This is a genomic window from Streptomyces sp. NPDC043738, assembly GCF_056436545.1.
This window is the reverse complement of the sequence record NZ_JBWKCJ010000002.1, coordinates 16,463-38,700: the sequence shown is the minus strand read 5'-3', so window position 1 is coordinate 38,700 and position 22,238 is coordinate 16,463. Positions and strand designations below refer to the sequence as shown.

Annotated in this window: 20 protein-coding genes; 4 read left to right on the top strand and 16 right to left on the bottom strand. The window is 71.6% G+C overall.

Features of this window, described 5'->3' with window-relative positions; genetic code table 11:
* Nucleotides 1–138: 138 nt before the first annotated feature.
* Nucleotides 139–1,152, bottom strand: coding sequence for a LysR family transcriptional regulator (locus AC0680_RS03270; RefSeq protein WP_478624529.1), 1,014 nt, complete (start codon nucleotides 1,150–1,152; stop codon nucleotides 139–141).
* 304 nt (nucleotides 1,153–1,456) lie between these two features.
* On the opposite strand from AC0680_RS03270, the gene AC0680_RS03265 reads away from it, so the two are divergent.
* The gene (locus tag AC0680_RS03265; RefSeq protein ID WP_478624527.1) at nucleotides 1,457–2,140 is read left to right on the top strand and encodes a rhomboid-like protein; all 684 of its coding nucleotides are present in this window, start codon (nucleotides 1,457–1,459) and stop codon (nucleotides 2,138–2,140) included.
* Here AC0680_RS03265 and AC0680_RS03260 read toward each other — a convergent pair.
* The 9 genes from AC0680_RS03260 to AC0680_RS03220 all read right to left on the bottom strand — a co-directional run bounded on the left by AC0680_RS03260 (nucleotide 2,128) and on the right by AC0680_RS03220 (nucleotide 12,380).
* A complete protein-coding gene (locus tag AC0680_RS03260; RefSeq protein ID WP_478624525.1) occupies nucleotides 2,128–2,958 on the bottom strand; it encodes an HAD family hydrolase in 831 nt (276 codons plus the stop codon). The two genes, AC0680_RS03265 and AC0680_RS03260, sit on opposite strands and share 13 nt — an antisense overlap.
* Nucleotides 2,955–4,244, bottom strand: coding sequence for a serine--tRNA ligase (gene serS / locus AC0680_RS03255; protein ID WP_478624523.1), 1,290 nt, complete (start codon nucleotides 4,242–4,244; stop codon nucleotides 2,955–2,957). The genes AC0680_RS03260 and serS overlap by 4 nt, the downstream gene beginning before the upstream one ends.
* Nucleotides 4,245–4,874: 630 nt before the next feature.
* The gene (gene pheA / locus AC0680_RS03250; RefSeq protein ID WP_384424318.1) at nucleotides 4,875–5,801 is read right to left on the bottom strand and encodes a prephenate dehydratase; all 927 of its coding nucleotides are present in this window, start codon (nucleotides 5,799–5,801) and stop codon (nucleotides 4,875–4,877) included.
* 205 nt (nucleotides 5,802–6,006) lie between these two features.
* A complete protein-coding gene (gene efeB / locus AC0680_RS03245; RefSeq protein WP_478624521.1) occupies nucleotides 6,007–7,350 on the bottom strand; it encodes an iron uptake transporter deferrochelatase/peroxidase subunit in 1,344 nt (447 codons plus the stop codon).
* The gene (locus tag AC0680_RS03240) at nucleotides 7,350–9,374 is read right to left on the bottom strand and encodes a copper resistance CopC/CopD family protein (RefSeq protein ID WP_478624520.1); all 2,025 of its coding nucleotides are present in this window, start codon (nucleotides 9,372–9,374) and stop codon (nucleotides 7,350–7,352) included. Before AC0680_RS03240 ends, efeB begins: the two co-directional genes overlap by 1 nt.
* A gap of 60 nt (nucleotides 9,375–9,434) precedes the next feature.
* Nucleotides 9,435–9,881, bottom strand: coding sequence for a copper chaperone PCu(A)C (locus tag AC0680_RS03235; protein WP_478624519.1), 447 nt, complete (start codon nucleotides 9,879–9,881; stop codon nucleotides 9,435–9,437).
* Nucleotides 9,878–10,522: an SCO family protein gene (locus tag AC0680_RS03230; protein WP_478624517.1), complete on the bottom strand. Its 645-nt coding sequence runs from the start codon at nucleotides 10,520–10,522 to the stop codon at nucleotides 9,878–9,880. The genes AC0680_RS03235 and AC0680_RS03230 overlap by 4 nt, the downstream gene beginning before the upstream one ends.
* 71 nt (nucleotides 10,523–10,593) lie before the next feature.
* Entirely contained in the window at nucleotides 10,594–11,316 is a 723-nt protein-coding gene (locus AC0680_RS03225) for a YcnI family copper-binding membrane protein (RefSeq protein WP_478624516.1), read from the bottom strand.
* A 164-nt stretch (nucleotides 11,317–11,480) separates the two neighbouring features.
* The gene (locus AC0680_RS03220) at nucleotides 11,481–12,380 is read right to left on the bottom strand and encodes a hypothetical protein (protein ID WP_478624515.1); all 900 of its coding nucleotides are present in this window, start codon (nucleotides 12,378–12,380) and stop codon (nucleotides 11,481–11,483) included.
* A gap of 246 nt (nucleotides 12,381–12,626) precedes the next feature.
* On the opposite strand from AC0680_RS03220, the gene AC0680_RS03215 reads away from it, so the two are divergent.
* Both AC0680_RS03215 and AC0680_RS03210 read left to right on the top strand, forming a co-directional pair.
* Nucleotides 12,627–13,124, top strand: a complete 498-nt coding sequence (locus AC0680_RS03215; RefSeq protein ID WP_478624514.1) for an ATP-binding protein — start codon at nucleotides 12,627–12,629, stop codon at nucleotides 13,122–13,124.
* Nucleotides 13,125–13,497: 373 nt separating this feature from the next.
* Nucleotides 13,498–13,734: a hypothetical protein gene (locus tag AC0680_RS03210; RefSeq protein WP_478624512.1), complete on the top strand. Its 237-nt coding sequence runs from the start codon at nucleotides 13,498–13,500 to the stop codon at nucleotides 13,732–13,734.
* A gap of 124 nt (nucleotides 13,735–13,858) precedes the next feature.
* On the opposite strand, the gene AC0680_RS03205 is transcribed toward AC0680_RS03210, so the two are convergent.
* The 4 genes from AC0680_RS03205 to AC0680_RS03190 all read right to left on the bottom strand — a co-directional run bounded on the left by AC0680_RS03205 (nucleotide 13,859) and on the right by AC0680_RS03190 (nucleotide 17,213).
* On the bottom strand, nucleotides 13,859–14,062 hold the full coding sequence (locus AC0680_RS03205; protein ID WP_478624511.1) for a ferredoxin: 204 nt from the start codon (nucleotides 14,060–14,062) through the stop codon (nucleotides 13,859–13,861).
* A 4-nt stretch (nucleotides 14,063–14,066) separates the two neighbouring features.
* Nucleotides 14,067–15,308 carry a cytochrome P450 gene (locus AC0680_RS03200; protein WP_478624509.1) on the bottom strand — a complete coding sequence of 414 codons (1,242 nt, stop codon included), beginning with the start codon at nucleotides 15,306–15,308 and terminating at the stop codon, nucleotides 14,067–14,069.
* A gap of 94 nt (nucleotides 15,309–15,402) precedes the next feature.
* On the bottom strand, nucleotides 15,403–16,194 hold the full coding sequence (locus tag AC0680_RS03195) for an ABC transporter permease (protein WP_478624507.1): 792 nt from the start codon (nucleotides 16,192–16,194) through the stop codon (nucleotides 15,403–15,405).
* The gene (locus AC0680_RS03190) at nucleotides 16,191–17,213 is read right to left on the bottom strand and encodes an ATP-binding cassette domain-containing protein (RefSeq protein ID WP_478625061.1); all 1,023 of its coding nucleotides are present in this window, start codon (nucleotides 17,211–17,213) and stop codon (nucleotides 16,191–16,193) included. Before AC0680_RS03190 ends, AC0680_RS03195 begins: the two co-directional genes overlap by 4 nt.
* Before the next feature lie 822 nt (nucleotides 17,214–18,035).
* On the opposite strand from AC0680_RS03190, the gene AC0680_RS03185 reads away from it, so the two are divergent.
* Nucleotides 18,036–18,686 (top strand): TetR/AcrR family transcriptional regulator, encoded by a 651-nt coding sequence (locus AC0680_RS03185; RefSeq protein WP_478624506.1) that lies wholly within the window; start codon nucleotides 18,036–18,038, stop codon nucleotides 18,684–18,686.
* Nucleotides 18,687–18,721: 35 nt separating this feature from the next.
* Here AC0680_RS03185 and AC0680_RS03180 read toward each other — a convergent pair whose 3' ends face one another.
* On the bottom strand, nucleotides 18,722–20,188 hold the full coding sequence (locus AC0680_RS03180) for an aminopeptidase P family protein (protein ID WP_478624505.1): 1,467 nt from the start codon (nucleotides 20,186–20,188) through the stop codon (nucleotides 18,722–18,724).
* A gap of 119 nt (nucleotides 20,189–20,307) precedes the next feature.
* Entirely contained in the window at nucleotides 20,308–21,870 is a 1,563-nt protein-coding gene (locus AC0680_RS03175; protein ID WP_478624503.1) for a PP2C family protein-serine/threonine phosphatase, read from the bottom strand.
* Between the last annotated feature and the right edge of the window lie 368 nt (nucleotides 21,871–22,238).

The following is a 22,238-nucleotide window of genomic DNA, read 5'->3' as shown; positions in this document are numbered from 1 at the left end:
TGGACACTGTTTGACGCGATGCTGCCGGGTGGTGGCCGATTGTGGGGCGGCGGTGACGCTGCGCGGCAGCCGGGGCGCGGCCGGATCGCGGCCGGATCCCGGCCGGGAAGGCCCCGGGGCACGGCCCCGGATATCGCCCTATGGACCCGATGCCCCGGCTTCGGAGACCGTCTGACGACCCCGATGCGCCGGCCCGGCCCCCGATGTCGCCGGCCGCTCAGCCCCTCGCGCACCGGACCTGGAGTGCTGCTCACGGCCACCGCCGAGACACGCCGTGACCGTCTCCGCGAACTCCACCGCCGCCGGACTCAGCGCCGCCCACGTACGCACCGCCCAGCCGGTGGCCAGTGGGGGCAGCGCGGGTATCGGGACCAGGCGCAGGGGGGAGTCGGCGGTGGCCGCGAGACCCGGCAGACGAGGGACGACCGCGTGACCGACGCCGAGTTCGGCCAGCAGCAGGGCGGTGTCCCAGTCGGCGACGCTGGTGGTGCTCGGGGGCGGCAGCTGCCCTGCGTCCCGGTGGCTGAGGTGGCCGTCGAGCCGCATACGGGAGGTGGAGTTCTCCGGCAGCCGGATGGGCCGGATGCCGGCCAGTTCCTCCGGCTCGATCCGCTCCCGGGTCGCGAGCGGGTCGTCGGCGCGTACGGCGAGCACCCAGGGCAGGCCGATGACCGGATGCTGCTCGATGCCGCGCACGGGCGGGCCGATGGTGATCCAGGCCAGTTCGGAGCCGCCGTCCGCGACCGCCTCGAAGCAGCGGCTGCTGGAACTCTCGGTCTGGAACTCCAGGTTGACGTGCGGATGGCGGGTGCGGAAGGCGACCACCGCGTCGGCCATGAAGTGCCGTACGGTCGTGGCACCGGTGGTGACCCGGACCGTGCCGCCGTCGCCCGCGCGCAGATCGCCCAGTTGACGCAGGGCCACGTCCAGGCCGCTGAGGCCGTCCGCCGCCGCGCGGTTGAGGATCCGGCCCGCCTGGGTCGGTGCGACACCGCGCGGCCGGCGCTCCAACAGGCTGATGCCCGCCTCGCGTTCGAGGCGTTTGATGCGCTGGCTGACGGCGGATTGCGTGCAGCCGAGACGTCGGGCGACGGCGCTGAGGCTGCCCGTCTCGCACACGGCCACGAAAGCGCGCAGGTCATCGAGGGTCACCCCGGTACGGTAGCCCCCTCCCGGTGCCGCTACCCAAGCTGTGGCTAAGGGATTTGGAACGAAACCAGAGGATTGACTGGGGTGTGGCATCGCCGCGAAGATCGTCACAGGGCCCAGGGCGGCAACCCGGAACCGCGTACGGCCGTACGGTTCCGGGTGCCGACCCGCACGTCCAGCCCTCCCGTAGGGGGGACACCCTCTACCCTCAAAGGGTGAAGACCGACCGAAAAGCCGTCAGACCCACCGACGGCCTCGGCAGTACCCACGGCCTCGCCGTACCCGACCACCGGCGAGGGGACCGCTGATGGAGCCGCTGCGCGGCGGCCGGTCGCGGTGGTCCGGGCGCGGCCCCGCCGACTGGGTGAAGGACTGGGTGCGGACGAGCCCGGGCACCCATATCTGGCTTCTGATCATCGGCGTCACCAGCCTCGTGATCGCCTCCGCCTCCGAGGGGCTGGGGCAGTTCCTCGTCCACCGCACCAGCAGCAACATCCACGAGCTGAACGAGCATCCGCTGCCCTCGCTGCTGATCAGCGGCTTCTGGATCGAACGGCCGGAGTCGTTCCTGCTCTACGCGGTCATGTTCGAGCTGGTGCACGCCAACGTCGAGCGCTGGGTGGGGACCTGGCGCTGGCTGCTGATCGTCGGCGGCGCGCATGTCGCCGCCACCCTCGCCAGCCAGGAACTCGTCCTGCTGGCCATCGAGGGCCACCAGCTGCCGCGCTCGATGACGCATGTCGTCGACATCGGGGTCTCCTACGGGCTGGCCGCGGCCGCCGGTGTACTGACCTACCGGCTGCCCCCGCCCTGGAGCTACGTCTACCTCGTCGCGGTGCTGGTGTTCTTCGGCGTTCCGCTGACGACCGGTGCGACCTTCACCGACTTCGGCCACGCCATCGCACTGGTCATGGGTTTCGCGGCCTGGCCGCTGACCCCGGCGGCGGCCGTCGCCGACGAGGCGGAACCGGAGGCCGGTCAGAGCCCGTAGATCCGCTCCAGCACGACCGCGATCCCGTCGTCCTCGTGCGAGGACGTCACCTCGTCCGCGACGGCCTTCAGCTCGTCATGGGCGTTGGCCATCGCCACACCGTGCGCCGCCCAGGCGAACATCGGGATGTCGTTGGGCATATCGCCGAAGGCCACGGTCTCCTTGGCGGTGATGCCCAGGCGGCGGGCGGCCAGCGAGAGGCCGGTGGCCTTGGACAGGCCGAGCGGCAGCAGTTCGACGACGCCCGGCCCGGCCATCGTCACGCCCACCAGATCACCGGCGACCTGGCGTGCGGCCCGTGCCAGCGCGTCGTCGTCCAGCGTCGGGTGCTGGACGTAGACCTTGTTCAGCGGCGCTGCCCACAGCTCGCCGGGGTCGTCCATCAGGACGTTCGCCAGCGGGCCTCCCTGTACGCGGTAGCCGGGGCCGATCAGCACCTGACCGTCCAGGCCGTCCCGGCTCGCGGCCAGGAACAGCGGGCCGACCTCGGCCTCGATCTTGGACAGCGCCAGACCTGCCAGCTGCCGGTCGAGCGTCACCGATGTCAGCAGCCGCTGCTCACCGGCGTGGTAGACCTGCCCGCCCTGGGCGCACACCGCGAGGCCGTGGTAGTCCAGGGCTTCGAGGATGTGCCGGGTCCAGGGCACCGAACGGCCGGTGACGACGATGTGCGCCGCGCCCGCCGCGGTGGCCGCGGCGAGCGCCCGGCGGGTGCGCTCGGAGACGGTCTCGTCGGGGCGCAGCAGCGTCCCGTCGAGATCCGTCGCGATGAGCTTGTACGGCAGCGGTGCGGCTGCCGGCGGAGCCGATGCGCTCACTTGGCGACGGGCTCCAGGATCTCCCGGCCGCCCAGGTAGGGGCGGAGCACCTCGGGGACGCGCACGGAGCCGTCCGCCTGCTGGTGGTTCTCGAAGAGCGCCACGATCGTGCGGGGTACGGCGCAGAGCGTGCCGTTGAGGGTCGCGAGCGGCTGGACCTTCTGCTTGCCGTCGACGGTCTCGCGCATCCGGACCGAGAGCCGGCGGGCCTGGAACTCGTCGCAGTTGGAGGCCGAGGTCAGCTCGCGGTACTTGCCCTGGGTCGGGATCCACGCCTCGCAGTCGAACTTGCGGGAGGCCGAGGCGCCGAGGTCACCGGTGGCGACGTCGATGACCTGGAACGGCAGCTCCAGGGAGGTCAGCCACTGCTTCTCCCAGTCCAGCAGCCGCTGGTGCTCGGCCTGCGCGTCCTGCGGCGCGACGTAGGAGAACATCTCCACCTTGTCGAACTGGTGGACCCGGAAGATGCCGCGGGTGTCCTTGCCGTACGTGCCGGCCTCGCGGCGGAAGCACGGGGAGAAACCGGCGTAGCGCAGCGGCAGCTTGGCCGCGTCGACGATCTCGTCCATGTGGTACGCGGCGAGCGGGACCTCGGAGGTGCCGACCAGGTAGTAGTCGTCCTTTTCGAGGTGGTAGACGTTCTCGGCGGCCTGGCCGAGGAAGCCCGTGCCCTCCATGGCGCGCGGGCGGACCAGGGCGGGGGTCAGCATCGGCGTGAAGCCGGCCGCGGTGGCCTGGGCGATGGCGGCGTTGACCAGGGCGAGCTCCAGCAGCGCGCCGACGCCCGTCAGGTAGTAGAAGCGGGAGCCGGAGACCTTGGCGCCGCGCTCGACGTCGATCGCGCCGAGCAGCTCGCCGATCTCCAGGTGGTCCTTGGGGGCGAAGCCCTCGGCGTCGAAGTCGCGGATCGTGCCGTGCGTCTCCAGGACCGTGAAGTCCTCCTCGCCGCCGACCGGTACGTCGGGGTGGACGAGGTTGCCGAGCTTCAGCAGCAGCTGCTGGGTCTCTTCCTTGGCCTCGTCCTGGGCGGCGTCGGCGGCCTTGACGGCGGCGGCCAGCTCGCCGGCCTTCTTCAGCAGCTCGGCCTTCTCGTCGCCACTGGCCTTGGGGATGAGCTTGCCGAGCGCCTTCTGCTCGGCACGCAGCTCGTCGAAGCGGACGCTGGAGGACCTGCGCCGCTCGTCGGCGGAGAGAAGCGCGTCGACGAGCTCGACGTCCTCTCCACGGGCGCGCTGGGACGCGCGCACACGGTCGGGGTCCTCACGGAGCAGGCGAAGGTCAATCACACCCCCAGGCTACCGGGGCCGCGCACGGCTCCTCGACGCGATATTCCCCGGCATATCGATTTGCCCGTTTTGGGGTACTTATTCCCTTAGGGGTTCGGGGTGGAGGTGGGAGTGCGTGAGGGGTCGGCCGGTAAGCGGCGGATAAGTGCGAGGGGGAGTGCGGTGGAATTCCCGATGTCCGCGATGGGGGCTTTCGTGGGGGTGGGCGCCGGGTGATCCATCATGTGGACAGCGGGAGTTGGGGCCCTGGTTTTCCCCGGAGACCCCTCGGTTGTCCACAGGGGATGAGGGTTCTCCGACCTTTATCCACAGGCTGTGTGTGAGATCTGTGGAAGTCGGAGTCGATCATTCCGCTGTCGAAATGCTCGGCTATGGATTCTCGGTCCAAACCCCGTTCACGCACTCTTTCGTGTGGGATTGCCTCGCTCTAAAGGATTGATCGCATGAATTGTGCTGACGGAGGGCGTGGTAGTGCGCTGTGGAACGATGTGGTGTCAGTAGACCGATTTGTCGACTCCGTACGGCTTTCATGTCGACTTACCCACAGGTCGAGAACCGTGCCTGTGGATAACTTTGTGGACAACCCACAGGCCGCTGAAAGCCGCAGGTCGTGCCGGGACCGCGGGCGGCTCAGCCCCGCCCGTCGAGGCAGCGCGCCAGCCAGTCCGACGCCTCGGTGAACGCCGAGTCCGTCATCTGCCGCCGCACACTCGGCGTCGTCTCGTCCGCCCGCGGATACGAGCCGAGGAACCGCACCTCGCGGCAGACCCGCTTGAGTCCCATCAGCACCTCGCTCACCCGGCGGTCGGTGATGTGCCCCTCGCAGTCCACCGAGAAGCAGTAGCGGCCGATGCCCTCCCCGGTCGGCCGGGACTCGATCCGCATCATGCTGACGCCGCGCACCGCGTACTCCTGCAGCAGCTCCAGCAGCGCACCGGGGTGGTCCTCGGCCAGCCACAGCACGACCGAGGTCTTGTCCGCGCCGGTGGGCGCCGCGGGCCGGGCCGGGCGGCCCACCAGGACGAAGCGGGTGGCCGCGTTCTGGGCGTCGTGGATGTCGGTGACCAGCGGCTCCAGGCCGTACGTCGCCGCCGCGAACTCGCCCGCGAACGCGCCGTCGTAGCGGCCCTCCTGCACCAGCCGCGCGCCGTCGGCGTTCGAGGCCGCCGACTCCCACACCGCTTCCGGGAGTTGAGCCGCCAGCCACTTGCGCACCTGCGGCTGGGCGACCGGGTGGCCGGTCACCGTCTTGACGTCGCCGAGCGCCGTGCCCGGGCGTACGAGCAGGGCGAAGGCGATCGGCAGCAGCACCTCGCGGTAGATCATCAGCGGCTCGCCGGAGGCCAGTTCGTCGAGGGTGGTGGTCACCCCGCCCTCGACGGAGTTCTCGATCGGCACCAGCGCGGCCGCGGCCTCACCGGCGCGCACCGCGTCCAGGGCGGCCGGCACCGACACCATCGGCACCAGCTCGCGGGTCGCCGCCTCGGGAAGGCTGCGCAGCGCGGCCTCGGTGAACGTGCCCGCGGGGCCGAGATAGGTATAGCGGCTGGCCGACATCCTTGAGCACTCCCTCGCGCAACTGCGGGGGCACCCCGCCGATCTTCTCCCTGCCCTGCCACGATACCGAGCCGTTCCGGCCGCCGGGTGGGGCTTCCAGCCGCTGGACGGCCGGGGGACGGCCCCCTGGGACAGCCCCTGGCGCGCGGCCGCCGCGGACCGGCTCGCGGGGCGGCCACCGGGGATCACCCCGGCCGCCGGGGGATCACCCCTCCAGCAGCGGCCGGCCCACGTAGTCGCCCGGTTCCGCGGCCGGCGGCACCGCGAACAGCCCGCTCGCCTCGTGCCGCAGGAACGGCGACAGCGCGTCCCCGCGGTCCAGCTTCCGCTGGATCTGGGTGAAGGCGCGCAGCGGATCGGCCTGCCAGCAGATGAACAGCAGTCCGGCGTCCGGGGCCCCGTCCTCGCGGAAGCCGTCGTGGAAGGAGAACGGGCGGCGCAGCATCGCCGCTCCCTGATTGGACTCCGGCGCCGCGATCCGGGCGTGCGCATCGGCCGGGATGACCGGCAGCCCGTCCGGGCCGGTGGCGTCCAGCCGCATCGGGGTGGTCTCCGAGCCGCCGGTCAGCGGCGCCCCGTTGTCCTTGCGGCGCCCGATGACCTTCTCCTGCTCGTGCCGGGAACGCTTCTCCCAGTCGTCCAGCAGCATCCGGATCCGGCGGACGACGGCGTACGACCCGCCGCGCATCCACTGCTGCTCGGCGTCCCGCCCCACGAAGATCCGCTGGTCGAAGTCCTCGTCCGACGGCTTGGGGTTGTTGGTGCCGTCGACCTGGCCCATCAGGTTGCGGGCGGTCATCGGGTGCGCGGTGGCACCCGGCGTGCGGTTGAAGCCGTTCATCTGCCAGCGCAGCCGGGCGCTGCCGGCCGCGTCCTTCTGCAGCGCCCGCAGCGCGTGGAAGGCGACCAGTGCGTCGTCGGCGCCTATCTGGATCCACAGATCGCCGTTGCTGCGCCCGGGGTCCAGCGCGTCCGCGGAGAACTCGGGCAGCGGGTCGAGCTGTACGGGGCGCCGCTTCACAAGGCCCGTACGCCCGAAGAAGCTGTGGCCGAAGCCGAAGGTGACGGTCAGCGAGGACGGGCCGGCGTCCAGGGCGATCCCGGTGTCGGCGTCCGGGGCGCGTCCGGCCATCAGCTCCTCGGCCGTCCGCGACCAGCGGCGCAGCAGCGCCGCCGCGGCCTTGCGGTCCGCACCGGGCGCCAGGTCGAAGGCGGCGAGATGCCCGTTGGCCTGCAGCGGTGTGGTGATCCCCGCCTGGTGCCGGGCACGCGCCGCCCGGAACGGCACCTCGGTCGACCCGATGGTGGTGAGGGCCTTGGGAGCGTCCTGGTGGGAGGCGGAGGCGCCGATGGCGCCGCCGGCCCCGCCGACGACCAGCCCGGCCGCGCCGGCCGCACCGACGGTGCCCAGCAGCCGGCGGCGGGAGAGCTCCATCGGGGCCTGCGGGTCACCGGAGGCCTTCGCGCCGCCGGAGGTCTTCGCCGCGCCGGAGGTCTTCGGGCCGGCGGCCCGGGGAGCGGCGGCGGCTTGTTCGGTTCGCTTGCTCATCAGCCGATCTTCACGTTCTTGGTCTCGGTCACCTGGTCGATGTCGGAGGTCCGTACGAGCAGCGAGAGCTGCCACTGCCCGGAGACCGGCAGCTGGACGCCGCTCGCGCGCCAGTGGCCCTTGCCGACGTGCCGGGGGACGAAGGGCAGCGGCCCGATCTTCTGGGACTTCTGGGTGAAGGAGACCTTCACCTCGGGAACGTCCATGGCCTTGCCCGACGGGTCGGAGAGCCGCAGCCGCAGCTCGTTGGCGTTGCCGCTGCGCCCGGGGTCGAGGTCGAGGCGGGCGGTGCCCTTGCCGCCCGGACCGCCGGTGTCGAACGGGACGGTCAGCACCTGCGGCTGGTTGGCCGCGGTGGACTGCCCGCCGGAAGCGGCCTTGACCGCCTCCTCCGTACGGGCCGGTTCGGTGGCGGTCAGCACCGTCGTGACCACCAGCAGGACGACGGCGACCGTCGCCTCGGCCAGGACCGACCGGCGCAGCCCCAGCCGCTCGGGGTCCGCGTCGCGCAGCCGCTTGGTCCGGGCGGTGCGCAGCGCGGCCTGCTGACGGGCCAGTTGAGCGGCGCGGGCGGCGTCCGGAGCGGTTCCGGCGGCCGGGTCCTCGTCGGGCTCGGCCTCCGGGCCGTGATCGGGGACGAGGGCGGGAACGGGCTCGCGGTCGGGTGCCTGCCGTACCTCGCCCAGGCGCCCCGTCCACCGCCGCGACACCGCGGCGATCCCGACGAGGACCACCACCAGGCCCACCTTGAGCAGCAGCAGCCGCCCGTAGGCGGTGTCGGTGAGCGCGTGCCAGGTGCCGACCTGCCGCCAGGACTGATAGACGCCCGTGGCCACCAGCACCACCACGGAGCCGAACGCGATCCGCGAGAAGCGGCGTACGGCGCTCCGCTCGACCGGCGGGCCCCAGTACAGGGACACCACCAGCGCCGCCAGCCCGCCGAGCCAGGCGGCGACCGCGAGCAGGTGCAGCACGTCGACCGGCATCGCGACGGCGGGCTGCAGCCCGGTCGAGGCGTGTTCGGCCATCGCCCAGGTCGCGGCGAGCCCGATCGCGACGATCACCCCGCCGACGCCCAGCCCGAAGGTGAGGTCCTTGCGCCGCCTGGCCTCCTCGGCGGGGTCCGCGGCCCGCCCGGCCTCGTCGTCGGCTTCTGCGGTCCCGTCCCCTTCGGTCCCGTCCCCCTCGGCTCCCTCCTCCCGCGCCCGCTCCGGTTCCTGCAGCCGTGCGTACGCCCCGAAGAGCACCGCGACGAACAGCGCCGCTGCCGCGAGCAGCAGCAGCCGGGAGACCAGCGCCGCGCCCGGCTTGGTGATCAGGACCTGCTGGAGGCCACCGAGGTCGAAGACGTCGGCGAGGTCACCGGACCCGGTGTACGGGGTGCGCAGCAGCAGCATCGCGAGCGTGGTGGCGGTCAGCGCCACCCAGCCCTGGACGACCAGCCGCTGCACCGACCGTACGAGCGCGGCGGCCGGCCGGCAGGCCACCACGAAGGCGGCACCGCCGACCAGCAGCACGAACCCGGCGTAGGCCAGATAGCGGGCGACACCGTAGAGCGCGCCCACCAGCCCGCCGCCGACCTGCTGTTGGGGGAGCGGGGCGGCGGACTTGGAGGGCGCGCCGACGGAGAAGGTGAAGGCGCCGGAGACGGGGTGGCTGTCGGCGGAGACCGCCTGCCAGGCGACGGTGTACGTACCGTCGCGGAGCCCCGGCGGCAGCCCCGTGCCGTATTTGACGACGCTGCCGCTGCACAGGTTGCGCAGCTTGCCGCGGTCCACCCGTTTGCCCCGCGGATCCAGGACCCGGATGGAGTCGTCGCCCATCGCGACGCCTTCGGAGAAGGTGAGCGTCACCTGCTCGGGTGCGCGGTCGACCACCGAACCCTGCGCCGGCGTGCTGCCGGTCAGCGCGGCGTGCGCGGATGCCGGGGCGGCGCCGCCGAACAGCGCGCCGGCCAGCGCCACCGCGACGATCAGCAGCCGCAGCGCGGCGGACCGTCGTGGCGGTAGCCCGGTGGTGACCATAGTGATCGCTCCCCTCAACTGCCGTGTGAGTGCTGTTGCCGTGACCTGCTGTGCCGCCCGTTACTTCTTCGGCTGGTAGTCGGCGGCCTTGACCTGGAGGTCCACGTTGACGGGCTCGGCGTGGGCGAACTGCAGCTGCACGCGGATGACGTCGCTCTTGGCCGGCTTGTGCTTCAGGCCCATGAGCATCAGGTGGTTGCCGCCCCGTTCGAGCCTGAGCTCGCCGCCCGCCGGTATGGGCAGGGACTCGACCTGCTCCATCTTGTTGCCGGCGGTCTTGTGGATCGTGACGTCCTTGGCCTCGTTGGTGGTGACCGCGGTGAGCTTGTCGGCCGCGCCGCCGTTCTTGATCGTGAGGAACCCGCCGGCCATGTCCTGGGTGACCGGCTGCGGCATGTAGGCGCCCTCGACGGTCATCTGCGGGTCGGATTCCCCGGTGCCGCAGCCCGCGAGGGCGAGAGAGGCGGTCAGGGCGAGGGCGGCGGCGAAGGTGGTACGGCGGTTCACGGGTTCTGTCCCTTGATGATCTTCGGAAGTGCGGTGGTGTAGTTGTCGGAGGTCGCCTCCTGCATGCCCATCCAATGGACCTTGTCGTCCTTGGGGGAGCTCAGCAGGACCTGCGCGCCATGGGTGGAGACGACATCGCCGTTCTTCTTCTTGACCGGCTTCTCGATCCCGATGTTCACGCTGCGCGCGCCCGCCTGGATGGTGTCGAACGCGCCGGTCAGCCCGACGAAGTCCTTGTTGATGCCGGCGAGCCACTTCTTGAGGGCGGCCGGGGTGTCGCGCTCCGGGTCGGAGGTGACGAACACGACCCGCAGGTCCTTCTGCTCGGCCTTGGGCAGCTGCTTCACGGCGACCGCGATGTTGGCCATCGTCAGCGGGCAGACGTCCGGGCAGTTGGTGTAGCCGAAGTAGATCAGCGTCGGGTGGCCCTTGGTCCGCTCCAGCAGGTCGTACTTCTTGCCGTCGGTACCGGTCAGGACCAGGTCGGGCTTCTCCAGTGGGTTGTCGAGGGTGACGATCGGCTTGGCGGTCGTCCCGCCGGAGACGACGGCGGCGGGCTTGCTCTCGTCGCCGCCGCAGGCGGTCAGGCTGAGGGCCGCGGCCGCCGCGAGGGCGGACGCGAGCAGGGTCCTTCTATGCATTGCAGATGAATCCCATACGTTCTTCCGAGGGGAGCCGGGCCGGCGCGGGTCGGGCGCCGGCCCCGCGGTGGTCAGGCGCTGCGGCGACGGCCGGCGAACACGCCGAAGCCGACTCCGGCGACGCCGACCACGATGCCGATGACGCCCAGGACGCGCGCCGTGGTGTCGCTGGCGGACGTCTCCGCGGCGGCCGTCGTCATCTTGGCGTCGCTCTTGGCGCCGGCGTGCTTCGCGCCGGAGGAGCCGTGGCCGTCGTCCTCGGCCGCGGTGAGCTTGAGCACCGGCGCCGGGTTCTCCGGCTCCGCCGCGCCCTCCTTCGTCGGCTCGATCCAGCGCACGACGTCCTTGTCGTCGTACGTCTGGAGGGCCTTGAAGACGAGTTCGTCGGCGTCCTCGGGCAGCTGCCCGACGGAGACCGGGAACTGCTGGAACTGGCCGGGCTCGACGCCCTTGCCCTCGGCGGTCCAAGTGATCTTCGAGGGCGCCTCGTTGATCTTCTCGCCGTGCATCTCGATCGGCTTGGCGAGCTTGGACTTGGTGACCGAGACCTTCCAGCCGGGCACCGGCTGCGGCATGGCGGACGCCAGCGGGTGGTCGGTCGGCAGCGTCACCTCCAGCTTCACCGTCGAGGCGTCGTCCCGCTCGTTGGGCACCTTGAAGTTGACGACCGCGTAGCCGCCCTTGGGTGCCTCGCCGGGCTGGACGCTGACGTGCGCGAAGGCCGGGCCGGCGAGCAGCAGGACGCTGCCGGCCGCGACGCCGCCCACGAGCGACAGGCGGGAAAACTTGGACATACGAGACTTATTCGACATCAAAACGCTCCACAGGAAGAGAAAGGGCACGGGTGACGCTGACGGTGGTCGGCGGCGCGCGCACGGCGACGGCGCGCGAGCCCGTACCCTCCCCCAGGCCGCAAGGGCGTGGGAGGGGGCCCCGTGTGGGAGCGTGCTGCGCGACGTCAGGCCGCGAGGGCCAGGGCGGCCGGGGAGGGGGGTCCTCGCCTGACGACACTGTGGTGGAGCGCGACGTCCTTCGGGCCGGGTTTGTCATCCCCGTACGAAACGGAGGCGCGCAGCGCATCGTCGTGCGCCGCACCGAGGACCGCGAGCAGGGCGCGGACCAGCGCGAGTGCTCCGCGCAGCGCACCGACCAGCGCCGCTACGGTGATCTCGTACGCCGCCGGAGCCGACAGCCGGACCAGTCGCCACAGTGCCGCCTCGCCCCGCCGCAGCAGCCAGCCGAGAGCGAGCGCGGCGAGCAGATGCCCCAACAGCATGGGCACGGACGGCACCACGCAGTGCGCCATGGACAGATCGCCGGTGGCCGCGCCACCGGCCGCTCCGTGTCCGGCCGGTGCGGTGGCGGAGGCGGCGTCGAAGCCGGCCGTGCCGAGCATCCGCCGCGCCTGGTCGCCGTCCACCCGGCCCGCACCGAGCCCGCAGGTCATGTGCCGGGCGAGCGCGATCGCCGCCGAATCGGACAGCGCGCCGCCGAAGCCGCTGCCGGCCCGGCCGCTCGTCGACATCCCCGCCATGTCCGCCATACCGGCCATGGCCGCCGCGCGGGACGCCGGAAGGACGGGTGCCTGCCCCCACGTGAACAGCGAGTGCAGTACGAGCTGGCCCACCGCGAGCCCCGCCGCGATCCCCGGCAGCGAGCGTTCCCGCCCGGCCAGCGGGGCCGCCACCGCGAACACCACGGCGGCCGCGACACCCAGCGTCCACAGCGGGACCGTCGCGCACGACGCGATCATGTGCCCGGCCGCGGACAGCGCGACGCAGACCACGGTGAAGACCGCAGCCCTCAGCAGCCGCAGGTCGGCGGCTGCGCGCGCGGTCGGGGCAGGTGGGGCAAACATGGCCGCGCCATCATCCCACTGCCCTTGCCCGCCGCCTACGGCAGGGCGGTGGCGAGGGGCGCCTCCCGGGGCGTCAAGGGTGGCAGGCGGGGCGCGCGACGGCGCGTACGCGGCGCTTCACCTACACCGATGCGCTCAGTCTTCGCATCCGCCGAATGAGCGGTATCACGTCCCGGACATGCTTACGGACCTTGTGGCACGGCAATAGGTAACGATATGTCGAGCCGCGGCCAGGAGGCTGGAGCGATGAGCATCTGGTGGTCACTCCACTTGCGGCGCGAGGCGGCAAGCGTGCCGCTCGCCCGTCGCCTGTTGCTGGGCACGATGGAGACTGCGGGCGTCGACCCGGACATCTGTTACGACCTGTCGGTGGCCCTCACCGAAGCCTGCGCCAACGCCGTCGAACACGGCGGGGACGCCGCGACCGAGGACTACCGCGTCACGGCCTTCATCGACGGCGACACCTGTCGGATCGAAGTCGCCGACTCGGGCCCCGGCTTCCACGGCAGCTCCGCACCCCCGGCCCCTCCCCATACCGCCGCGGACCGCGCCTCCACCCCGGCCCCCGTGCCCACCCCCGCGCAGGCTCCCGTGTTTGCCGAGGAAGGCCGGGGGCTCTTTCTGATCGAGGCCCTCACCGACCACGTCCGCTACCGCAACCGCACGGGCCGCCCCGGCGCGATCGTCAGCTTCGACAAGATCCTCAAGTGGCGGGACGGCGCGGCACTGCCGATGGCGTCGTGACCGGTCGCGCACGGGGAACCGCCCGCTGACCCGCCGAAATCAGCCGCTACGGGCTGGTATCGACCGTTTATCCACGGGTGCTCTGGGTTCGATCCGCTCGACTCGTTACTGGAGAAGGTCCGCCAAGGCGAGACGGTCGCCGCGCCCGGAGGGAAACAGGACAGCGGGTGCGGGGCCTCCACGACGAGGAGTGGCGCGCCCACGACAGCGGCGGCCCGTACGGCCGGCGGCGTCGCCGCCGGAACTGATCAGCCTTCGCTCCGGCGCGTGCTCGGCCGCCCGAACCCCCTGGACCGGGCCCGCCGAGGGACTTGTCATTCGCCTCGCCCCGTGCTGCCCTGGTGAGTCAATTGGCCTAGACCAAGGGGGAGTTGTGGCTACGTTCAGGAACGCGTGCGGCGAGTGCCGCTACATCACACCCTGGCTCAAGGAATCCGAGGCGGAACGGCGGCTCGTCGAGCACTACGCCCGCCACCATCCGGACGTCGTACCGGGCGGCGCCCAGCAGATCAACGGAGGCGGCGGCGGAGGCGGCTGCGGCGGCTGTGGCGCCATCGCACTCGGCCTGCTCGTCCTGCTCATCATCATCAGCCTGGCCGGCCAGAAGTAGCGCGGGCGCGCCGGCACGGCGGACTTCCCAGGACGGACACGGCCCAGGTCCGGGGACCTGGGCCGTGAGCTTCCGGTGCTGGGGGGGCGCGCGTTCGCCCCCCGCGTGGGGCGGAACCGCCGGGCTACCGTTCGGTCGTGGTGATGGCCGCGGCGGGGCAGAAGCCGGCGGCCTGGCGGGCCGCGGTGGTGTGGGCGGCGGACGGTGCGGTGGTGCGCAGCAGTACCCGGCCGTCCTCGTCGTCCTGGTCGAAGACCTCGGGCGCGGTCAGTACGCACATTCCGGCGCCGACGCAGCGGTCGCGGTCGATGCTGATGGTGAGGGCCATCGGGCTACTCCTTGTCCCAGGTGACCGGCAGCCGGCGCACCCCGTAGATGTTCGAGAAGGTGCGCAGCGGGACCTCGTCGGCCGGGACGGCCAGGCGCAGCGTGGGGAAGCGGGTGACGAGCGCAGGGAGGGCGACGCGCATTTCGACGCGGGCCAGTTGCTGGCCCAGGCACTGGTGGATGCCGTGTCCGAAGCCCAGGTGGCCGGTGGCCTTGCGGTGCAGGTCGAGGCTGTCGGGGTCGGGGAAGCGCAGCGGGTCGCGGTTGGCGGCCTCCATGGACATGGTGACCGTCTCGCCGGCCTTGATCAGCTGACCGTCCAGTTCGACGTCTTCCAGCGCCGACTTGATGGAGGTGTGGGCGATGGTCAGGTAGCGCATCAGCTCCTCGACGGCCTGTTCGGCGAGGTCCGGATCGTCGCGCAGGGCGGCGAACTGGTCCGGGTTGCTCAGCAGGGCGAAGGTGCCGTGCGCGATCATGTTGGCGGTGGTGTCGAGGCCGGCGCCGAGCAGGAAACCGCCCAGGCCGGTGAGTTCCTCGTCGGTGAGATCGCTGGTGGTCAGGTCGCTGAGCAGGTCGTCGGTGGGCTCGGCCCGCTTGGCCAGCACCAGCGCGTGCAGATACTCCCCCATCCCCGTCATGGCGGCGTACCGCTCTTCGTCGGTGGCCCTGAGGTCGGTGATCGTGTGCGTCTGCCGCTGGAAGGTCTCCCGCTCGGACGAGGGCACGCCGAGCAGTTCACAGATCATCAGGGCCGGGACGGGCTGGGCGAACGCCTGCACCAGGTCCACCGGGCCGCCTTCGCGTTCCATGGCGTCCAGGTGCTGCGCGGTGATCTCCTCCACGCGGTCGGTCAGGGCGCGCATCCGCCGGACCGTGAACTTGCCGGCGAGCAGCTTGCGGTAGCGGGTGTGCTCGGGAGCGTCCATGCCGGTCATGTCGCCGACCGGCGCCGGGGGCAGGCCGCCTTCGGGGCCGCCGGGAAGCGGATAGTGCATCAACTCGTACCGTGCGCTGAAACGGGGGTCGGCGAAGATCGCGCGGACCGTGGAGTAGCCGGTGGCCAGCCAGCCCACGTGGCCGTCGGGGTAGGTCATCCGGCGCAGCGGCCGCTCCTCGCGCAGTTGCGCCAGTTCGGCGGGCGGGTCGAAGGGGCAGCCCGTGGGGCGGTTGACCGGCAGCTCGGAGAGCGGTGCCGGGTCCCCGGCGGTCGTCTCGGGAGCGTTCGTCGACGGGTCGTCGTGCATGGTGTCCTCCGGATACGGGGTCAGATGCGGTGGGCTAAGGCGTGGTGCTCGGCGCGGTGCGCCGTGGTGCGAAGTGGCTTGTGGGGCGGGGGAGTCACCGCTTGGCGTCCCGGTTGAAGGCCGAGCGCGCCCACAGGTAGCCGACCAGGGTGAGGCCGACGCACCAGGCGAGGGCGACGATCCCGCTGTTGCCGATCTCGGTGCCCATGAGCAGGCCGCGCAGGGTCTCGATGACGGGGGTGAAGGGCTGGTACTCGGCGAACCAGCGCAGCCCGGTGGGCATCGACTCCGGCGGGACGATGGCGCTGCCGAGGAAGGGCAGGAACGTCAGCGGCATGGGCATGTTGCTGGCGGTCTCGACGGTCTTGGCGATCAGGCCCATGGCGGCGGACAGCCAGGTGAGCGCCAGGATGAGCAGGACCATGACGCCGAGGAACGCGAGCCATTCCACGGCGGTGGCGTTGGGGCGAAAGCCCATCAGCAGCGCGACACCGACCACGAGCGCGACGCTGAACAGCGTCTGGATGACGCTGCCGACGACATGCCCGGTCAGGAACGAGGCGCGGGAGATCGACATCGTGCGGAAGCGGTTGACGATGCCCTCGGTCATGTCGGAGCAGACGCTGATGGCGGTGGACAGCGCGCCGGAGGTCGCGGCCATCAGGATGATGCCGGGCGCGACGTAGTCGATGTACTCGCCGCCGCCGGTGGGCATCGCGCCGATCCCGCTCCCCAGGGCGCCGCCGAAGACGTAGTTGAACAGCAGCAGCATCACCAGGGGCATCGCGACGACCGAGACCGTCATGGACGGGTACCGCAGCGCGTGCTTGAGGTTGCGCCGCAGCATGGTCATCGAGTCGCTGACGGCGTAGGACAGGGAGCTCATCGGACGCTCTCCTTCTGGGAGTCGGCCCCGGCGCCCGACTGGGTCTGGCCGGTGAGGGTGAGGAAGACGTCGTCGAGATCGGGCGTGTGCACCGTGAGGGACTCGGCCTTGACCGACGCGTTGTCGAGGACGTCGAGGACGGCACGCAGCGTGGGGATGTCGCCGTCGCTGGGGATCTGGAGGGTGAGCTCTTCGGTGTCGCGCGCGGCGGAGGCGAAGAGGGCCGCGGCCGTTTCGAGGCCGTTCGCGTCGTCGAAGCGCAGCCGGATGTGGCCGCCGGGGATCAGGCGCTTCAGCTCGTCCGCGGTGCCCTCGGCGACCAGCTTGCCGTGGTCGAGTACGGCGATGCGGTCGGCGAGTTGGTCGGCCTCCTCCAGATACTGCGTGGTCAGGAAGATCGTGACGCCGTGGTCGGCGACCAGGCCGCGGATGATCTCCCACATGGTGCGGCGGCTGCGCGGGTCCAGGCCGGTGGTCGGCTCGTCGAGGAAGATGATGCGCGGATCGCCGACCAGGGTCATCGCGAGGTCGAGCTTGCGCCGCATGCCGCCCGAGAACGTGGCGACCGGCTTCTTGGCCGCCTCGGTCAGCTCGAAGCGGTGCAGCAGCTCCGCGGCGCGCCGTCGGCCCTCGCGGCGGGGCAGATGCTGCAGGTCCGCCATCAGCATCAGGTTCTCGTGGGCGGTCAGCAGGTTGTCCACCGCCGCGAACTGGCCGGTGACGCCGATCGCGGCGCGTACGGCATCGACGTCGCCGGCCAGTTCGTGCCCGGCGATCCGCGCCTGGCCGGCGTCGGCGGAGATGAGGGTGGAGAGGATCTGGACGGTGGTGGTCTTGCCGGCGCCGTTGGGACCGAGCAGCGCGAAGATCGTGCCCTCGGGGATGTGCAGGTCGATGCCGCCGAGCACCACCTTGTCGCCGAAGGACTTGGACAGGCCGGTTGCGGTGATCGCCGGTGTGGCGGCGGCCCGGGCGGGGGCGGGTGGGGGAGCGGGAGCGGCAGGTGGCGGGGTCGTCATGGGCATGACAGGGCACTCCTCCGTGCTGTGTGGTGTGGCGTTCGGTGTTCGGTGCGGGAGTTGCGAGCGTGCCGACCGTGGTCAGCAACTCGCCGCCCGAGCAGGTGACTTCGGCCTGCTCCGCGGTCCCTGCGTCCGGCTCATCGGCGGAGTTGCCGGGCAGCGGCCTCCTGGGCGCCGGCGTCCGCGGCGACCGTGAGCTCGTGCCGAAGGGCGACGACGTGGGGCGCGAGGTCCATGGCTCCACTATGGCACCACCGTGATGCCATGACAAGTCCATGTGGCGCCAGGCTGGCATACATGGCGCCACGGCGGCGCCATTGAGCTGCGATGAGGTGCGGTGACGAGTGGTGAGGCGCGGTGAGGTGAGGAGTGGCGAGGAGTGGTGAGCCGTGGTGAGGCGCGTACGAAGCCCGTTCGCGCGCTGCTGTGAATCGGAGTCCGGCGGGTCGTGGCGAGGACGTCGTGGTCCCGGGAGGTGTACCGCCGCGTCAACTCCCGTTGGGCGGCGGCGCGCACGGGTGGCGCCGCGGCAGCGGGAGGCCCTCGTCCTGGCCGGCGGGCGGACCGTGAAGTCCGGGCGCCATGAGGGGTTGCCGTCCGGGGCTACCGTTGAGAGTGTCAAACCAGGGCGAACATCGGCAGTCTGACGACTGGCCGGAAATCACCCCGGGGCAGCGCGGTCTCGCGGTGGGAGGACCTCCCCCGCGGCGTCCCCTGTCCCTACGAGACCAGCGCACACCAGGGCTAACGCGAAGCCAATCGCGTTAGTCTTTGTCGGACAATACTTGGCGTGAACCCGCACTGCAATACGGAGCCGTCGTGACGACAGCGCACCATGCCCCGGGCGCGACCCGGCCCGGCGGGCGTACGGCCCGCACCCGGCAGGCCGTACTGGCCGCCGTCTTACAGGAGTTGGACGACGGGGGCTTCGCCGAACTCACCATGGAGAAGGTCGCGCAGCGGTCGGGTATCCACGTGGCGACGCTCTACCGGCGCTGGCGCTGCACCGAGGGGTTGGTCTGCGAGCTGCTGACCGACCTGAGCGCCGATGTGCCGCTGCCGGACACCGGCACGCTGCCGGAGGACCTGCGCGTGCTGGCCCGCTCGATAAGCGCCTTCTACGGGGAGGCGCGGATGACCCGGCTGATCGAGGCGGTGGTCTCCGCCGCCGCCCGCGACCCGCAGGCGGCCAAGGCGCTGCGGTCCTTCTTCGACGAACGGCTGGTGCTGGCCGGCCAGATGGTGCGGCGCGCCGTCGAACGCGGCGAGCTGCCCGCGGAGACGGATCCGGAGGAGGTGCTGGCGGCCCTCGGGGCGCCCTTCTACTACCGGATCCTGATCGCCCGTCGTCCCGTCGACGCCGCCCTCGCCGAGTCCGCCGCCACCGCCGTATGGGCGGCGGCCCGTGCGGGTGCGTACGCGCGGCAGGCCGACGCGCCGTCATACGGACCGTCTCCCGGCGGCGCCTGACGCCACCGGGAGACGGAACGGGGTGATGCCGCGGCCTACTTCGCGAGCAGGCCCGCCATCCACGCCTCGACCTCGTCCGACCGCCGCGGCAGCCCGGCCGAGAGGTTGCGGTTGCCGTCCTCGGTCACGAGGATGTCGTCCTCGATCCGGACGCCGATGCCGCGGTACTCCTCGGGCACCGTCAGATCGTCCGCCTGGAAGTACAGGCCGGGCTCGACGGTCAGCACCATGCCGGGCTCCAGGGTGCCGTCGACATACGTCTCGGTACGGGCCGCGGCGCAGTCGTGGACGTCCAGGCCGAGCATGTGACCGGTGCCGTGCAGGGTCCAGCGGCGCTGCAGCCCCAGCTCCAGCACCCGCTCGACCGAGCCCTCGACCAGGCCCCACTCGACCAGCTTCTCGGCGAGCACCCGCTGCGCGGCGTCGTGGAAGTCACGGAAGGCCGCGCCCGGCTTGACCGCCGCGATGCCCGCCTCCTGGGCCTCGTACACCGCGTCGTAGATCTTGCGCTGGAGGTCGGTGTAGCGGCCGTTGATCGGCAGGGTGCGGGTGACGTCGGCGGTGTAGAGGGTGGTGGTCTCCACGCCGGCGTCCAGCAGGAGCAGGTCGCCGGAGCGGACCTGGCCGTTGTTGCGGACCCAGTGCAGGGTGGTGGCGTGCGGGCCCGCGGCGCAGATCGAGCCGTAGCCGACGTCGTTGCCCTCGACGCGGGCGCGCAGGAAGAACGTGCCCTCGATGTAGCGCTCGCTGGTCGCCTCGGCCTTGTCCAGGACCCGTACGACGTCCTCGAAGCCGCGCACCGTGGAGTCCACGGCCTTCTGCAGCTCGCGGATCTCGAACTCGTCCTTGACCGCCCGCGCCTCGGAGAGGTGGACCCGCAGTTCCTCGTCGCGCTCGGCGGTGACCTTGTCGGTCAGCGCGGCCTCGATGCCGGCGTCGTGACCGCGCACGACGCGGACCGGGCCGGTGGCCTCCTTGAGCGCCTCGGCCAGCTCGCGCACGTCCTTGCAGGGGACGCCGAGCAGCGCCTCGGACTCGGTCAGGCTGTGGCGCCGGCCGACCCACAGCTCGCCCATGCCGTTGAGCCAGAACTCGCCGTTCTCGCGGTTGGAGCGGGGCAGCCGGTAGATCGTCGCGTCGTGGCCGTCGGCGCCCTTGCGGGGCTCCAGCACCAGGACGCTGTCGTCGGTCTGGTCGCCGGTGAGGTAGACGTACTCCGTCGCGGCGCGGAAGTCGTACTCGGTGTCGTTGGAGCGGGTCTTCAGATTGCCCGCGGGGACCACCAGGCGCTCGCCGGGGAAGCGCGCGGACAGCGCGGCACGGCGGCGGGCGGCGTTCGGGGCCTGCTCGATCGGCCGCAGATCGCGCAGCTCGGTGTCGGCCCAGCCGCTCTTCATGTTCTCCGCGAGCTCATCCGAGAGACTCGGGTAAAGGCCGTTCTTGCGCTGCTTGATCGGCTGCTCGTCCTCGTCCGGGGTCTCCGGCGTGAGCTCGTCGGTCACTATGCCTCCTTTTAAGACTGAACCGCATTCCATCGTATGTGCGGATGGAAGGCCGTCCAGGGGGAAGAAGGTGTGACTTCTCGGGCATTTCCCCCATGGGGTGCACGATCTCGAAGGCGCTACTCCTCGAAGTACGCGACCAACAGCACCACGTCCTCCTCCGACGACTCGTCCTCCAGGCCCCGCGGCAGCATCGCGCGCACGATGTGATCGGCCACCGCCTCCGGATCATGGCGGCTCGCCCGGGGGACGCCCGCGGCGGCCGCGTGCAGCCGGGCGAAGGCGCGGTCCATGGGCTCACCGGTGCGGTGCAGCAGCCCGTCGCTGTAGAACAGCAGGGTCTCCCCGCCGGCCGGTTCGATCTCCACGCTCGGCGCCTCCCAGCAGCCCAGCATGCCCAGCGGCGCGGACAGCGAGGTCTCCACGTACTCGGTCCGCAGATCGCCCAGGATCAGCGGCGGGCAGTGGCCGGCCCCGGCGAGCACCACCTTGCGGGCGAAGGGATCGGTGATACCGCCGGGCATCGGGGGCGCGGGCGGTCCGCCGGGCGCGCCGGGCGGCGGCTCGGTGAAGGCGAACAGCGCGGTGGCGCTGCGCGCCGGCTCGGTCAGCCGCATCAGCAGTTCGAGGTCGGAGAGGACCGCCACCGGGTCCTCGCCCTCCATGACCGCGTACGCGCGCAGCGACGCCCGCAGCCGCCCCATGGCGGCCACCGCGCTCGGCCCGGAGCCGGTCACCGAACCGATGGCCAGGCCCAGTGCGCCGTCGGGCAGCGGCAGCGCGTCGTACCAGTCGCCGCCGCCACGCGGCCCGCTGCTGTGCCGCGCCGCGAGGCGTACGCCGGGGATCCGCGGCAGCCGGCGCGGCAGCAGCTCCTCACGGAGGGTGCGGTTGGCCTGCCGGGCGCGGTGGAGTTCGAGGAGGCGGGCGAGGTGCTCGGCGGCGTGCGCGCGGTAGAGGCCGACGAGGTGGCGCTGGCGTTCGGTGGGTTCGGCCGGTTCGTCGTAGAGCCAGACCGCCGCGCCGGTCCGGCCGATGGGGTCGGCGGTGAGCGGGACGGCGTAGCTGGCGGCGTATCCGAGGCGGGCGGCGACCTCGCGCAGACGGGGGTCGAGGTCCTTCTCGCCGGGGATGTCGGGCTCGGCGATCTCGGCGGCGTCCGCCCCGTCGGCGCCCGGCTCGGGGAGGCCGTCCAGTATCCGCGCGTACGACAGGGCGCTGCGCGGGATGGTCTCGATGTGGCCGATCTCGGCGTGGCCCAGGCCGAGGCCGACGGTGGTCTCGGGGCCGAGTCCATCGGCCGGTGCGAGCACGACCATGCCGCGGCGGGCGCCGACCAGTGAGGCGCCGGCCCGCAGCAGCTCGTGGAGCGCGTCCTTGAGCGTGCGGGTGCGCGCGAGCTGTTCGAGGAGGTCGTGCAGGGTGCTCAGGTCGGAGATCCAGCCGGCCAGTCGGTCCTGGATCGCGGCGAGTTGATCGATCGCGGAGGCTTCGGGGGAGGTGCCGGACGGGAGGGCGGCGGCGCCTTGAGGGGTGGCCGGAAGGGTGCCGGGCGAGGCGCCGGAGGGGGCGCGGGCGGCGGGGTCCGCGGGGGTCTGTGCCACGCGCGGGTCCGTAGTGTGCGTGGGGGCGGGGAGAGCTGGTTCGATTCCAGCCACTTTCGGTACGTGTGGCGCGGTCATGACTGGCGGCTATCGTCGCGACAGTCATTGCTCCAGGTCAGACTGGAATTTGGTAGGGAGTGTTGCATTTCGTTGAGTGATGCTGTGCGGTGCGTTTGGCCGCGCAAATTCGTCAATAGCATCGCAAACCCCCATGTCATGCTGCTCCGCTATCAATGCCTCCACATGTACACGCACCAGCGATGTGATGTCCAGCACTGTTCCCATGGGGTTTGTGGTGTCAGCGAGGTCTGTAGATTGGCCTGAAAACAGCCCCATGAGCGTCAATTTGAGGTCGACTGACGGCGATCAGCAGCGCGTCATCACCACAGTGGCGGGTACGTAATCGGAAAGGTGCGGGGCCAGTTGGGGTCGCACCGGAACTCTCC

Excerpts from the sequence above, each read along its gene's own strand:
- AC0680_RS03265 (WP_478624527.1), top strand. The coding sequence starts at position 1,457 with ATGGAGCCGCTGCGCGGCGGCCGGTCGCGGTGGTCCGGGCGCGGCCCC.
- pheA (WP_384424318.1), bottom strand. The coding sequence starts at position 5,801 with ATGTCGGCCAGCCGCTATACCTATCTCGGCCCCGCGGGCACGTTCACC.
- efeB (WP_478624521.1), bottom strand. The coding sequence starts at position 7,350 with ATGAGCAAGCGAACCGAACAAGCCGCCGCCGCTCCCCGGGCCGCCGGC.
- AC0680_RS03240 (WP_478624520.1), bottom strand. The coding sequence starts at position 9,374 with ATGGTCACCACCGGGCTACCGCCACGACGGTCCGCCGCGCTGCGGCTG.
- AC0680_RS03230 (WP_478624517.1), bottom strand. The coding sequence starts at position 10,522 with ATGCATAGAAGGACCCTGCTCGCGTCCGCCCTCGCGGCGGCCGCGGCC.
- AC0680_RS03225 (WP_478624516.1), bottom strand. The coding sequence starts at position 11,316 with ATGTCCAAGTTTTCCCGCCTGTCGCTCGTGGGCGGCGTCGCGGCCGGC.
- AC0680_RS03220 (WP_478624515.1), bottom strand. The coding sequence starts at position 12,380 with ATGTTTGCCCCACCTGCCCCGACCGCGCGCGCAGCCGCCGACCTGCGG.
- AC0680_RS03215 (WP_478624514.1), top strand. The coding sequence starts at position 12,627 with ATGAGCATCTGGTGGTCACTCCACTTGCGGCGCGAGGCGGCAAGCGTG.
- AC0680_RS03205 (WP_478624511.1), bottom strand. The coding sequence starts at position 14,062 with ATGGCCCTCACCATCAGCATCGACCGCGACCGCTGCGTCGGCGCCGGA.
- AC0680_RS03200 (WP_478624509.1), bottom strand. The coding sequence starts at position 15,308 with ATGCACGACGACCCGTCGACGAACGCTCCCGAGACGACCGCCGGGGAC.
- AC0680_RS03195 (WP_478624507.1), bottom strand. The coding sequence starts at position 16,194 with ATGAGCTCCCTGTCCTACGCCGTCAGCGACTCGATGACCATGCTGCGG.
- AC0680_RS03190 (WP_478625061.1), bottom strand. The coding sequence starts at position 17,213 with ATGACGACCCCGCCACCTGCCGCTCCCGCTCCCCCACCCGCCCCCGCC.
- AC0680_RS03175 (WP_478624503.1), bottom strand. The coding sequence starts at position 21,870 with ATGACCGCGCCACACGTACCGAAAGTGGCTGGAATCGAACCAGCTCTC.